Source organism: Buttiauxella selenatireducens (assembly GCF_031432975.1).
GTDB lineage: Bacteria > Pseudomonadota > Gammaproteobacteria > Enterobacterales > Enterobacteriaceae > Buttiauxella > Buttiauxella selenatireducens.
This window is the reverse complement of the sequence record NZ_CP133838.1, coordinates 4317979-4331888: the sequence shown is the minus strand read 5'-3', so window position 1 is coordinate 4331888 and position 13910 is coordinate 4317979. Positions and strand designations below refer to the sequence as shown.

The 13910-nt window shown below is 51.5% G+C and carries 13 protein-coding genes and 1 pseudogene; 5 read left to right on the top strand and 9 right to left on the bottom strand.

Annotated features, from left to right (window positions below):
- Positions 1 to 195 precede the first annotated feature (195 nt).
- From RHD99_RS19890 to RHD99_RS19875, 4 genes are all read left to right on the top strand, one after another.
- Complete coding sequence (locus RHD99_RS19890; protein ID WP_309876095.1) at positions 196 to 1122, top strand: ABC transporter ATP-binding protein; 927 nt, start codon at positions 196 to 198, stop codon at positions 1120 to 1122.
- A complete protein-coding gene (locus RHD99_RS19885) occupies positions 1119 to 1889 on the top strand; it encodes an ABC transporter permease (RefSeq protein ID WP_183272802.1) in 771 nt (256 codons plus the stop codon). Before RHD99_RS19890 ends, RHD99_RS19885 begins: the two co-directional genes overlap by 4 nt.
- A 602-nt stretch (positions 1890 to 2491) precedes the next feature.
- Positions 2492 to 2923: a PTS sugar transporter subunit IIA gene (locus RHD99_RS19880; RefSeq protein ID WP_183272803.1), complete on the top strand. Its 432-nt coding sequence runs from the start codon at positions 2492 to 2494 to the stop codon at positions 2921 to 2923.
- 84 nt (positions 2924 to 3007) lie between these two features.
- Positions 3008 to 4258: a polysaccharide deacetylase family protein gene (locus RHD99_RS19875; protein ID WP_309876094.1), complete on the top strand. Its 1251-nt coding sequence runs from the start codon at positions 3008 to 3010 to the stop codon at positions 4256 to 4258.
- Positions 4259 to 4311: 53 nt separating this feature from the next.
- Here the strand turns inward: RHD99_RS19875 and panD are convergent, their stop codons facing one another.
- The 9 genes and pseudogenes from panD to thpR all read right to left on the bottom strand — a co-directional run bounded on the left by panD (position 4312) and on the right by thpR (position 11354).
- A complete protein-coding gene (gene panD, locus RHD99_RS19870) occupies positions 4312 to 4692 on the bottom strand; it encodes an aspartate 1-decarboxylase (RefSeq protein WP_034493438.1) in 381 nt (126 codons plus the stop codon).
- A 98-nt stretch (positions 4693 to 4790) separates the two neighbouring features.
- On the bottom strand, positions 4791 to 5645 hold the full coding sequence (panC, locus tag RHD99_RS19865) for a pantoate--beta-alanine ligase (protein WP_309876093.1): 855 nt from the start codon (positions 5643 to 5645) through the stop codon (positions 4791 to 4793).
- Between the two features lie 13 nt (positions 5646 to 5658).
- Complete coding sequence (gene panB / locus RHD99_RS19860) at positions 5659 to 6453, bottom strand: 3-methyl-2-oxobutanoate hydroxymethyltransferase (RefSeq protein ID WP_183272806.1); 795 nt, start codon at positions 6451 to 6453, stop codon at positions 5659 to 5661.
- 120 nt (positions 6454 to 6573) lie between these two features.
- Positions 6574 to 7053 (bottom strand): 2-amino-4-hydroxy-6-hydroxymethyldihydropteridine diphosphokinase, encoded by a 480-nt coding sequence (folK, locus tag RHD99_RS19855; RefSeq protein WP_309876092.1) that lies wholly within the window; start codon positions 7051 to 7053, stop codon positions 6574 to 6576.
- On the bottom strand, positions 7050 to 8447 hold the full coding sequence (gene pcnB / locus RHD99_RS19850) for a polynucleotide adenylyltransferase PcnB (protein ID WP_309879222.1): 1398 nt from the start codon (positions 8445 to 8447) through the stop codon (positions 7050 to 7052). Before pcnB ends, folK begins: the two co-directional genes overlap by 4 nt.
- A 56-nt stretch (positions 8448 to 8503) precedes the next feature.
- Positions 8504 to 9399, bottom strand: a pseudogene (gene gluQRS / locus RHD99_RS19845) (tRNA glutamyl-Q(34) synthetase GluQRS).
- Between the two features lie 63 nt (positions 9400 to 9462).
- The gene (dksA, locus tag RHD99_RS19840; protein WP_183272810.1) at positions 9463 to 9918 is read right to left on the bottom strand and encodes an RNA polymerase-binding protein DksA; all 456 of its coding nucleotides are present in this window, start codon (positions 9916 to 9918) and stop codon (positions 9463 to 9465) included.
- 191 nt (positions 9919 to 10109) lie between these two features.
- A complete protein-coding gene (sfsA, locus tag RHD99_RS19835; RefSeq protein ID WP_309876091.1) occupies positions 10110 to 10814 on the bottom strand; it encodes a DNA/RNA nuclease SfsA in 705 nt (234 codons plus the stop codon).
- Positions 10815 to 11354: an RNA 2',3'-cyclic phosphodiesterase gene (gene thpR / locus RHD99_RS19830; RefSeq protein WP_183272812.1), complete on the bottom strand. Its 540-nt coding sequence runs from the start codon at positions 11352 to 11354 to the stop codon at positions 10815 to 10817.
- Positions 11355 to 11433: 79 nt separating this feature from the next.
- Between thpR and hrpB the strand changes: the two genes are divergently transcribed.
- A complete protein-coding gene (gene hrpB, locus RHD99_RS19825; protein ID WP_309876090.1) occupies positions 11434 to 13866 on the top strand; it encodes an ATP-dependent helicase HrpB in 2433 nt (810 codons plus the stop codon).
- The last annotated feature ends 44 nt before the right edge of the window (positions 13867 to 13910 follow it).

Genomic DNA, 13910 nt, shown 5'->3' with positions numbered 1-13910 from the left:
GTAATATAGGGCAACTGAATAAATTTTAAAACAGCTATCCCCTTCATACTTCAAGCTGCATGTGCGTTGGCTGCGCTCAATCACCCGAATCACTTACCTGAGTAAGCTCATCGGGATTCTTGTTCTTGCCGCCTTCATGCAACTCGAATTATTTGGGGCGCAACTTTTTTGTACCGGACAAGGCAACCGTAAATAATGACAATTGCATTAGAACTGGAACAGTTAACGAAAACCTATGCAGGCGGTGTACAGGCACTGCGCGGCATAGATCTTCGTGTTGAAGCAGGGGACTTTTACGCCCTGCTGGGGCCAAACGGCGCAGGAAAATCCACCACCATCGGTATTATCAGCTCGCTGGTCAATAAAACCTCAGGTCGGGTTCGCGTATTTGGTTACGATCTGCAAAAAGACATTGTTAACGCCAAACGCCAGCTTGGGCTGGTGCCGCAGGAATTTAACTTTAACCCATTTGAGACGGTGCAACAGATTGTTGTTCATCAGGCGGGTTATTACGGCGTTGAACGTAGCGAAGCCATCGCACGTAGCGAAAAGTACCTGAAACAGCTCGATCTGTGGGAAAAACGCAACGAACGTGCGCGCATGTTGTCCGGTGGCATGAAGCGCCGTTTGATGATTGCCCGTGCCTTAATGCATGAGCCTAAATTGTTAATTCTTGATGAACCAACAGCGGGCGTCGATATCGAACTGCGCCGTTCAATGTGGGGCTTCCTGAAGGATCTGAATGACAAAGGCACCACCATTATTTTGACCACCCACTATCTTGAAGAAGCAGAGATGCTGTGCCGCAACATTGGTATTATTCAAAATGGCGAGTTAGTCGAAAATACGTCAATGAAATCATTACTCTCCAAACTGAAGTCAGAAATTTTTATCCTCGATTTAGCGCCGAAAAGCCCGCTGCCACAGCTTGATGGCTACCAGTATCGCCTGGTGGATACGTCGACTCTGGAAGTTGAAGTGCTGCGCGAGCAGGGGATAAATAGTGTTTTCAGCCAGTTAAGTTCGCAAGGTGTTCAGGTATTAAGTATGCGTAACAAAGCAAACCGTCTCGAAGAGCTGTTCGTCACGCTGGTCAACGGGTCAAAAGGAGACCAGGCATGATGCATCTCTATTGGGTAGCGTTAAAAAGTATCTGGACCAAAGAAATCCATCGTTTCACGCGTATCTGGATTCAAACGCTAGTACCGCCGGTCATCACTATGACCCTGTATTTTATTATTTTCGGTAACTTGATCGGCTCGCAAATCGGCTCAATGCATGGCTTTACTTACATGCAGTTCATCGTGCCGGGTTTGATCATGATGGCGGTGATCACTAACTCTTATGCCAACGTAGCGTCTTCATTCTTTAGCGCAAAATTCCAGCGCAACATTGAGGAGTTGCTGGTGGCACCGGTGCCGACCCATATCATTATTGCGGGTTACGTTGGTGGCGGTGTGGCACGTGGCTTGTGCGTTGGGGTTATGGTGACGGCCGTTTCGTTGTTCTTCGTGCCATTCCAGGTTCATTCATGGCTCTTTGTCGCGTTAACGCTGTTACTGACGGCAATTCTGTTTTCGCTGGCGGGTTTGCTGAACGCGGTGTTTGCCAAAACCTTTGACGATATCAGCCTGATCCCCACTTTTGTGCTGACTCCACTGACCTATTTGGGCGGCGTGTTCTACTCTCTGACGCTGCTGCCGCCGTTCTGGCAGGCGCTGTCCCACTTGAACCCCGTGGTGTATATGATCAGTGGTTTCCGTTACGGCTTCCTGGGCATCAATGACGTACCGCTGCTGTTCACCATCACGGTACTGGTCGGCTTTATCACCGCATTCTATATTCTGTGCTGGTATTTGATTCAACGTGGGCGTGGCCTGCGTAGCTAATTTTCATAGCCTCCCTGAGAAGCGGTCTCTTATACAGATTGACTCAAGTAGTCTTTCAGGGTGAGGTCTGTAAGTTGCGCAGATTTTCCGTTCACCCGTGGGTTTGGCTATCCCTGTAACCGTTGTAAACGGTGAACGTGCCAGGAGGATTACGCCATCCTCCTGGCGACCTCGGCGCCCGGTTTTAAATTGCCGCTGAAGCGGTAAACCCCAGCTTATCCCCAACATCAGGGTCGTTCGCGATTCGTTCCTGACGATCGCTCTCTCACGTGGTTCCCGACCACGTGACCCCGATTTATGGGGAACACTGGGGCAATTTATACCGGGAACAAGGTCAAAACCGGTGTTGTTTTTGACCTTAGGTTTTGACGTTGACCACCCTAAGTCGTTCACCGGTTCGGTGGCTGCATGTAACGGAAAACTTCGGGTGAACGGAACCTTCACCCCTTTTGGCATAAACAACTCATACTAATCTCAAAGTTGTGACTAAGAGACAACCGAAAGGGGATATAAATTAAGAATTTTCTTACCTGCTATTGATTCGTATCACAGCGCAAAAATCTCACCTTGGCACACTGTCGACCTGCAAAAAGGAGAATGCCATGTTAGGTTGGGTGATTGCGGGTCATGACTACTACGCTCAGGATATGCTGGATGCAATTGAGCGTCGTTTTGGGCCTCAGGCTCAATGTTGTTCGGTGAATTACTGGAAGGGACTGAGCACCAATATGCTGAGTCGTATGATGTGTGATGCGCTGTACAATTGTGATTCGGGTGACGGGGTGGTCTTTTTGACCGACCAGGCCGGGGCCGCCCCTTATCGTACTGCGGCATTAATCAGCCACCAACATACCCATTGTGAAGTGATCTCCGGCGTTACGTTACCCGTGTTGTTCGCGATGCGTGCGTATCGAACCACGTTGACCAGTGAAGCGTTCCGCGACCATATTGTTGAGCATGGCGGGGGCGACATCACCAGCCTTTGGCATCAGCAACAAAAAAATCCCCCCTTCGTGTTACTACACCATTATTGATTTGAACGGTTGGTATTGGGCGGGCTTTTGTTAGAATGACCGCTTCTTCTCGTCATTGAGACACTCAGTGCAATCAAACCCGTTATGCTAACTCGTCTTATCTTTGCAGCCCTGATGCTGATTTGTGGTAGTAGCGCTAATGCTAGCCTGCTCAGCAGCCACCATACTCCCGCGCAATATATGCAAACCACTGAAGATGCCGATATTTGGGCGCAAGTGGGGGACAAAGTCATCTCTGTCGGCACTATTCAGGAAGGGCAAATACTGGCAGTCGTCCCGACGGCGGCAGATTATTACGAGTTCAGTTTTGGCTTTGGTACGGGCTTTATTGATAAAACGCATCTGGAGCCAGTGCAGGGAAAACAACGCGTTGAAGATCGTCTGGGTGATTTGCATAAGCCATTGAGCAACCAAAACCTGGTGACCTTCCGTGACGTGACCGTGTATAACGCACCAGACAGCGGTAGCGCCCCGTTTGGTACGCTGGCGAATAACTTACGTTATCCCATAATTGCCAGTCTGAAAGACCGACTTAACCAATCCTGGTATCAGATTCGAATTGGCAACCGCCTTGGGTATATCAGCAGCCTTGATGCCCAGCCGGATAACGGCATTCCGGTGCTTACCTATCACCATATTCTGCGTGACGAAGAGAACACCCGTTTTCGTCATACATCAACCACCACGTCGGTTGTGGCATTCAGCAACCAAATGACCTGGCTGCGGGATATGGGTTACACCACGCTGACTCTGTATCAGCTCGAAGGTTACGTGCGCAATCGAATGAACATGCCTGCGCGCGCGGTGGTGATTACTTTTGATGATGGGTTAAAGTCGGTTTATCGCTACGCATACCCGATCCTCAAAGAGTACGGTTTTAAGGCAACGTCATTTATTATTTCGTCACGTATAAAGGCACACCCGCAAACCTGGAACCCGAAAACGCTGCAATTTATGAGCATATCGGAATTACAGGCCAGCCAGGATGTGTTTGATATCCAGTCGCACACGCACTTTTTGCATCGCGTTGATGCAAACCGCCAGCCGACGCTTTTACGCCGTACCTACCGCAATATCCTGCTCGATTTTGAACATTCCAGACGCGCGCTGGCACAGTTTAATCCGCATGTTTTATACCTTTCGTACCCCTTTGGTGGCTATAACGATAAAGCTGTGAAAGCAGCCAACGACGCGGGGTTCCATATGGCGGTGACGACTGTACGTGGGAAAGTGAAGCCAGGAGATAACCCGTTTTTACTGAAACGGCTTTATGTATTACGTACTGACTCGTTAGAAACGATGTCGCGACTGATCTCCAACCAACCGAAATCGTGAGACAAAAAAAGGCCTGCTTAACAAAGCAGGCCTTTTTAATTCAACGGTGGGGGTCAGGCAACCTGAACCGGTACAGCCTTCGCCAGGCGTTTCATTTCGTTGTCGCCATCGAAATAAGCCACTTTCGGCTGCCAGCTACGCGCTTGCTCATCCGGCATCGTCACGTAAGTTGCGATAATCAGAATATCGCCCACATCGGCACAATGTGCCGCAGCGCCGTTAACCGAAATAATTTTAGAACCGCGTTCACCAGCGATCGCGTAAGTAGAGAAACGCTTACCGTTGGTGACGTTATAAATATCAATGGCTTCATATTCCAGAATGCCAGCCGCTTCAAGGAAATCCTGATCGATGGCGCAGGAACCTTCATAGTGCAAATCCGCCTGCGTCACTTTGACACGGTGAAGTTTGCCTTGCAGCATGGTGCGTATCATAGCTTAAACCTTCGTCACTATAGGGTTACATAAGCGGCAAGCTCAGCGCTTGCCGCCGGAATTGAGTTGGGCAGTATTGCCCGATTTTGCCAGGCTGTCTACTGCGCGAGCTCGACCTGAACATTATCAATTAAACGCGCCTGTCCGAGCCATGCCGCCATCAGCACCACCGCGCGCTTGCTCTCTGCATCCAGCTCCAGCAACGTATCCGCATCGCGGATTTGCAGGTCGTCTGAACGGAAGCCTTTTTCATTTAGCTCAGTTGCCGCGATTGCTAACATCTCTTCAGTATCGCGCTCACCGGCAAGCAGTTTGTCCGCCAGAGACTGCATCACTTTATGCAGGCCCGGTGCGATTTTGCGTTGTTCAGCGTTCAGATAGCCATTGCGCGAGCTTAATGCCAGGCCATCTTTTGCGCGCACCGTTGGTACACCGATGATTTCGATGTCGTAGCCCATATCCGCAACCATCTTGCGAATTAACGCGAGCTGCTGGAAATCTTTCTCACCGAAACACGCGATGTCAGGCTGCACCATGTTAAACAGCTTGCTGACGATAGTAGAAACGCCACGGAAATGCCCCGGACGGCTTGCACCTTCGAGCATGGTCGAAAGCCCAGGAACTTCGACGAAAGTCTGCGAATCCAGGCCTTTCGGGAAAATGTCACCAGGAGCAGGTGCAAACACCAAATCCGCTTTGCGGCGATTTAACTTTTCGCAATCTTCCTGCAAGGTGCGTGGATAGCGTGTTAAGTCATCCGGGCGGTCAAACTGCATCGGATTAACAAAAATGGTGGTTACTACCACATCGGCGCGGCTTTTTGCCTCATCGACCAGCTTCATATGCCCGTCGTGCAGGTTCCCCATTGTTGGGACCACCGCAATGCGCTTACCTTCCTGGCGCCAACGGCGGATTTGCTGACGCAGCAGCGGTATCGTTTCGATAATCAACACAACCCTTCTCCTGTCAGTGGAAACTGTGTTCTTCACCTGGATAGGTGCCGGACTCAACTTCGTTGATGTACTGGCGCACCGCAGCACGCATGTCGCCGGTTCCTGTGAGGAAGTTCTTCGCAAACTTTGGAATATGACCGCCTGTAATGCCGAACGCATCGTGCATCACCAAAATCTGTCCGTCAGTGACATTGCCAGCCCCAATACCAATAACCGGGATAACCAGCGCGTCAGTAATGCGTTTTGCCAGTGCAACCGGCACACATTCCAGCACTAACAACTGCGCACCTGCGGCTTCGAGGGCCAGGGCATCATCAAGCAGCGTTTGCGCCGTGGTTTCATCGCGTCCCTGGATTTTATAACCCCCGAAAATATTCACGGACTGCGGCGTTAAGCCCAAATGCCCACAGACGGGAACCGCACGTTCGGTGAGCATTTTGACGGTATCAACCAGCCAGCGACCCCCTTCGACTTTGACCATGTTCGCACCGGCGCGCATTACCTCTGCGGCGTTGGCAAAAGCTTGCTCCGGGGTGGCGTATGCCATAAACGGAAGGTCAGCCAGCAACAGGCAATTCGGCGCGCCACGGCGTACCGCGCGAGTGTGGTAGGCAATATCTGCTACGGTTACCGGCAGCGTGGAGTCGTGGCCTTGAACGGTCATCCCTAATGAATCGCCAACCAGCATGACGCCAATGCCTTCCTCGGCAAACAGTTTTGCGAAGCTGAAATCATAAGCAGTGATGGTGGCGAACTTGCGTTGAGCCTGTTTCCATTGGCGCAACTGAGACATGGTGATTGGTTTCATGGCAGTCCCTGAAAATTAAGGGTGGGGAGTGAAATCTAAATACTCTTCAACTTTCAAGCTGCAGTTGTGTTGGCGGCATCTTGAAGTAGCCTGGGTATAAGAAGTAAAACACGTCCGTGGTTACCAAAAAGTAATCCCGTCCTGGGAGAGATTTTCTAAAACTTTAGCGACCGGCTGGCCGTCAGGGAAGGCGCAATCAGGCGCGATCTCCAGCAATGGAACTAACATGAACGCACGGTTTTTCATATCGTAGTGCGGCACGGTAAGTGTTGGCGTGACAATCGTCAGATTACCGAACAGCATAATGTCGAGATCCAGCGTCCGTGGCCCCCAGCGCTCGGCTTTTCGTACTCGTCCGTGCTCCAGCTCAATACGTTGAGTATGAGCCAGTAATGCCTCGGGAGACAGTTCCGTTTCCAGGGCGACAGCGGCATTCAGGTAATCAGGTTGGTCTTGCGGGCCGAGCGGTGGGGTGCGGTAGTACGAAGATGTTGCAACCACCCAGCTTTGCGGGATGGTTGCTATGGCGTCCAGTGCATGAGTCACTTGCTCAAGCGGCGACGCAAGGTTGCTGCCAAGGGCGATATACGCCAGTGTCATGCACTTCCTCCGCTACGCGGTGCACGTTTGCGCGGGCGACGATGACGGCGGCGTACCGCAGGTTCATCACCTAAAACATCGAGCATATCTTTTTGTGCTGGTGGAGTCGCCACCTGGAACTCACCCCACCATTTGGTCAGGCGCAGTAATTCCTGGTTATTTTCCACTTCAGCACGCAGTGCCAGCAAATCATACGCTGCGCGGAATTTAGGATGCTCCATTAACTTCCATGCGCGTTTGCCCTGACGACGTGACAGACGAAGCTGCAGGCCCCAGATGTCACGAACCAGAGTGGTGATACGTTTTGGAATAGCCAGCGCACGGCAGGCTTCGTCCAGCACTTCGTTCATCGCTAACGCGAAGGCGTCCATATAGGCAAGCCCGCTTTCCTGGGTCAGCTTTTGAGCCATCTCCAGTTGCGGATACCAGAAAATAGCAGAGAACAAGAAGGCTGGATTAACGCGCATATCGTTCTGAATGCGGTTATCGGTATTCTTCAGCACCTGAGCGATCATGCGCTCCATTGGGCTGTCACCCTGCTCGGTAAAGTAGCGGGTGATGGTCGGGAATAACGGCTGGAAGAGCTGATATTCACGCAGCAATTCATACGTCTCGTAACCGTGGCCGGCTTGCAGAAGTTTCAGTGACTCTTCAAACAAACGAGCTGGAGGGACGTCATTGATCAAGGTGGCTAAACGCGGAATGGGCTCGCCTGTTTCCGGGCTGATCGTCATATTCAGCTTCGCGGCAAAGCGCACAGCACGCAGCATGCGAACCGGATCTTCACGATAGCGTGTTTCAGGATCGCCAATCAGACGGATGACACCATTGCGTAAATCACGCAGGCCACCGACATAATCGCGAACTGAGAAATCAGCCACGCTGTAATACAGGCTGTTGATAGTGAAATCGCGGCGCTGAGCATCTTCTTCGATAGAACCAAAGATGTTATCGCGAAGCAGCATGCCGTTCTGACCGGTCTGCGATGTCTGTTTATCAGACTTTTGCTCTTCGTGGTGACCACGGAAAGTCGCGACTTCGATGATTTCCGGCCCAAACATGACATGCGCCAGGCGGAAGCGACGGCCAACCAGACGGCAGTTGCGGAACAGTTTACGCACTTGATCCGGCGTGGCGCTGGTGGTGACATCAAAGTCTTTCGGCTGTTTACCGAGCAACAGGTCACGGACACCGCCGCCCACGAGGTAAGCCTCGTAGCCTGCTTTGTTCAGACGATAGAGCACCTTGAGGGCATTTTCACTGATATCTTTGCGGGACAGAGCGTGCTGGTCACGCGGAATTACCGTGATTTGCGGGAGATCTTCACTCTCCTCGACCACGACGTCATCGCGGTTAAGCACCTTGCGGCAAAAATTAGCGACTCGGGTAAAAATAGTACACCTCGGCAGTGTCAATCATAGGGACAAAAAAAACAGCGGCTAATCATAGCTCAGTGCGTGGCATTTGAGAATGACGTATTCACGAAGAGCCTGCTCCTACAGCCTGCAGCGACCAATTTTGCACCGCCAGACTGAGTAACTCACTCAGCGTTAAATCTTGCCAGCCAGCAATTTCTGGTTGGTTCAAAAATGCCAGCGCTGCATGAATAACCGGACGTGGATCGCCCTGTGGTAGGGCTGGCGCATGATTTTGCTTCGATAACTTGGCGCCATTCTCGTTGAGCACCAGCGGCAAATGGACGTAATCAGGTACCGCCCAGCCAAACTGTTGATACAGCGAAATTTGTCGTACCGTCGGCTCAATTAAATCTGCGCCGCGTACAATTTCACTCACACCCTGAAAATTATCGTCCACGACCACAGCAAGATTATAGGCAAATAACCCATCACGGCGATGAATGATGAAATCTTCACGGGCCAGTTTTTCATCGGCAATTAATTTTCCGTGCAGTTTATCGGCAAAACTTAATACCGGATGATGTTGCACAAACCGTAATGCGGCATTCTCTGGCCCATGATTTAGCGTGCGGCAATGACCGTCGTAGTAACCGCCGATTTGCTGAATGCGGCTGCGGGTGCAGGTGCAGTAATAACTCAAACCTTGCTGCTGCAAGAAGGAAAGGGCTTCGCGATAGGCTTCGTGTCGTTGGGATTGCCACAAAACTTCACCATCCCAGTGCAAACCATAATGCTCTAACTGCTGCAAAATCGTGGTAGCGGCGCCAGGGATTTCACGAGGTGGGTCGATATCTTCAATGCGAACCAGCCATTGGCCCTGCTGCGCGCGAGCTTGCAGATAACTACCAAGCGCGGCAATCAGTGAACCAAAATGGAGTTCACCAGAAGGCGAGGGAGCAAAACGTCCAATGTAGTGAGGAGCTGTCATGAGCCTACAAATGAATAAGGCGGGAGAGTCTCCCGCCTTTGAAAGTGGTGAAATTGCGGGCCGTTAGCCAGCCATTTGTTTTTCGCGAATTTCTGCCAACGTTTTACAGTCAATGCACAAATCAGCTGTCGGGCGAGCTTCGAGACGGCGGATGCCGATTTCAACACCACAGGATTCGCAGAAACCGAAATCTTCGTCTTCTACTTTCTTGAGGGTCTTCTCGATTTTCTTGATCAGTTTACGTTCCCTGTCACGGTTACGCAGTTCGAGGCTGAACTCTTCTTCCTGGGCTGCACGGTCAACCGGGTCCGGGAAGTTTGCTGCTTCGTCCTGCATATGCGTTACCGTGCGATCAACTTCATCCATAAGTTGGCTACGCCAGGCTTCAAGAATACGCTTGAAGTGCGACAGCTGGGCTTCGTTCATATATTCTTCGCCCGTTTTCTCCTGATATGGCTCCACCCCAGCGATGGCGAGGATACTCAGGGACGATGTTTTACGCTTTTGCCCTTCTTGCATGTTGTTTCTCCTTAACACGCACTATCGGTCCCCTGGTCGGGGGAAAATCAGGCCGCTATAAATAGCAGATGCTTTTCAGGATGGCAATTATATAAATTCCTCTCTTGACAAGCCTGTGAAGAAAAGCGTATTTACGCGAGCCGCCAGCACACAAAACAGACAAACGTTAACTGCTCTTTATTAAGTAAAAATTATAAATGGACAGGCAACGGCGAAATTAGAGTTAACCCACTTGCAGAAAGTTCAGCCTTATAAGCAAGAAGTTCGACTCCACACTGTTGCGCCTCTGATAACAATTGCGCATATTTTGCATCGATGTGGCGTGCCGGGGAGACTTGGGTAATAGCCGAATGCAACACTGTAAACAGCAGCACCGCGCGTTCGCCCTGCAAAACCACGTTCATCAATTCCCGCAAATGCTTTTGCCCTCGGAGGCTTACGGCATCTGGGAAATAGCCACAACCTTGTTGTGATAACGTGACTGATTTCACTTCAATATAGCAGTTAACCTTACAATCTGCTTGCAACATAAAATCAATACGGCTGCGCTCCGCGCCGTACTTTACTTCGCTTTTAATTATGTTGTAACCCGATAATTCTGAAATGGTTTCTGCCGCTAATGCTTCTTTAACCACACCATTGGCGCGCAATGTATTTACACAGATAAATTCGCCACGTTGCGTCTGGGTTATTTCCCATGTGTGAGGATATTTACGCGTCGGATTGTCTGAGGTGGAATACCAGACAGTATCCCCTGGTGTTGCGCAACCGGTCATTGCTCCGGTATTCGGGCAATGAAGCGTTAATTCTTCGCCGGAAAGCGTGACGACATCGGCCAAAAAGCGTTTATAACGTTTAATCAGAGTGGCTTGCTGTAATGGCGGGCTAAATTCCATTTATTCTTCCTTATTACTGAGCGACCAGCGCTGCAATGGCTGGTAACGCGTTCGCCCTTGTTTGAAAACAGACTCATACAACACAAATTCATCTACCTGATATTGCCAGCGGAAATTGGGGGGCGGAATAGCGACTGCGCGCGGCGTATTGCGATAAATCGTGATATGCGGATGAAACGGCTGCGGGCTTTGATAACAACCGCTGCGAGCCGCCTGTGAGCGTAACATGTTTGCCAGTTGAATGAGTCCTAAAGGCGCATGGCGCGGGCCAATCCATACGACATTCGAACGCAGCCATTGCCCGGCATCATCAATGGTCAGGGTAAAACCGCGCTGGCGAATCCGCCCAGCTAACTGGCTGAGCGCCTTTTGCTTTTCCACGCTGATGTCACCTAAAAAGGCGAGCGTCAGATGCAGATTAGCGGCGGCAATCGGCCGCCCGGTATCTTCAGGAAACTGTGCGGCGCGCCACTGGATAATCTGTTTTTGCACCTCTGCTGGAAGTTCGAGTGCAAAGAACAGACGGCGAGTTTCAGCCATTGTTGGGTCTCTCGGTTATGTATGATTTGGCGTGATGCTACAATAGCGAACTTTCAATAATACCTTTTTGGAGCCGTTTGTGCCGTCATTACCGGTCGCCGCAGTGCTACCCGATATTCTTCACGCTTTGCAAAATGCACCGCAAGTTTTACTGAGTGCGCCAACGGGTGCCGGTAAATCGACCTGGCTGCCATTGCAGATTTTGCAACAGGCAAACTTAGGCGGGCGCATTCTGCTACTTGAGCCGCGTCGGCTGGCGGCACGTAATGTTGCACAGCGTCTGGCTGAACTTCTGGGTGAAAAGCCGGGTGAAACTGTGGGATATCGCATGCGTGCTGAAACCTGCGTGGGGCCAAATACGCAGCTCGAAGTCGTCACCGAAGGTATTCTGACGCGCATGATCCAGCACGATCCGGAACTCGACGGTGTGGCGCTGGTGATTCTGGATGAATTTCATGAACGTAGCCTGCAAGCCGACCTTGCGTTAGCGCTGTTGCTCGATGTGCAGCAGGGATTACGCGACGATCTCAAACTTTTGATTATGTCGGCAACGCTTGATAACCCGCGCCTGCAACAGTGTTTGCCGAATGCGCCAGTGATCGCCTCTGAAGGGCGGGCATTTCCTGTTGAGCGCCGCTACAGTCCGCTTCCCACTCAACCCCGTTTTGATGAAGCGGTGGCTATCGTCGTGGCAAATTTGCTGCGGGAAGAGTCAGGATCGGTGTTGCTGTTTTTACCCGGTGTGGCCGAAATCCAGCGCGTTCAGCAGCAGTTACAAGAGCGGGTAGCAAGTGACGTGCAGCTTTGCCCGTTATACGGCGCGCTGCCTTTAAACGAACAACGTAAAGCGATTTTGCCTGCGACAAATGGCATGCGCAAAGTGGTGCTGGCGACCAATATTGCTGAAACCAGTCTTACCATCGAAGGCATCCGCCTGGTGGTGGATACCGCGCTTGAACGCGTGGCGCGTTTTGATGTTCGCACCGGTTTGACGCGGCTGGTCACGCAACGTATTAGCCAGGCGTCGATGGTTCAACGAGCGGGGCGAGCAGGGCGACTGGAAGCGGGTATTTGCCTGCACTTAACCAGTGCCGAGCAAGCAGAACGCGCCTCCTCGCAAAGCGAGCCGGAAATTCTGCAAAGCGATCTGTCCGGTCTGCTGCTCGATTTGCTGCAATGGGGTTGTCAGGATCCGCATCAGCTCACCTGGCTTGACACTCCTCCCGGCGCCAATCTTGCCGCTGCTCAGACATTACTACGTCAGCTCAATGCGCTGGATGAGCAAAACCGGCTCACGTCAGTCGGCCAGCAGATGGCTAATTTGGGTAACGAACCTCGTCTCGCCGCCGTCCTGGTCAATGCCAAAACCGCCGATGAACAAGTTACAGCTGCTCGGCTGGTCGCGATTCTGGAAGAACCGCCTCGTGGTCAGGACAGTGATTTACGAAACGCATTTAGCCGTCGGCAGGAAAACTGGCAGCAGCGGAGTTCTCAGTTGTTAAAGCGGTTGAATCATCGTGGCGGTGCTGCAGATGCCTCTCTTATCGCCCCGTTACTGGCTCACGCTTTTCCCGATCGTATCGCCCGACGCCGTGGCCTGGATGGTCGTTATCAATTAGCTAACGGTATGGGGGCGATGCTCAATCAGGACGATCCTCTCACGCGTTATGAATGGTTGTTAGCACCTTTATTATTGCAGGGAAGCCAAACTCCGGACGCACGTATCTTGCAGGCGATACCTCTGGATATTGATGTGCTGACGGCGAAATGCCCGTCGTTATTAAACCAAAGTGACTCCATTGAATGGGATGAAACCCAGGGGACGTTGAAAGCTTATCGCCGCACGCAGATTGGCAAACTCGTGGTGAAAGTCCAGCCGCTGGCGAAACCTTCCGAAGAGGAGTTGCATCAAGCCATGCTCAACGGCATTCGTGAAAAAGGCCTGGCGATACTGAACTGGTCACCCCATGCGCAACAGTTTCGGTTGCGTCTGGCATGTGCAGCCAAATGGTTGCCGGAAGTTGCGTGGCCTGATGTTTCGGATAATGCTTTGCTACGAAATTTAGACAGCTGGTTATTACCTGAACTGCATGGTGTACACTCGTGGCGCGCGCTTAAAAACATTGATGTCACACGCGCGTTACAGAATCTGCTCGACTGGAACACTCGCGTTCGTCTGGATAGTGCGTTGCCAACTCATTACACTGTGCCGACTGGAAGCCAGATAGCGATTCGCTATGATGATGAAAATCCGCCAGTTCTTGCTGTTCGTATGCAAGAAATGTTTGGTGAAGCGCGAACGCCAGTGATTGCTGAAGGCCGTGTGCCACTGGTTCTGGAACTGCTCTCCCCGGCTCAGCGCCCTTTGCAGATAACGCGTGATTTAACCGCTTTCTGGAACGGAGCCTATCGGGAAGTGCAAAAAGAGATGAAGGGACGTTATCCAAAACATGTCTGGCCGGATTCGCCAGCAGACGCGCAGCCCACGCGGCGCACTAAAAAGTACCAATAATTTTGAGAGATTTCCTCTTTCGCCTTTGGTGGAAGAAAGGAGAA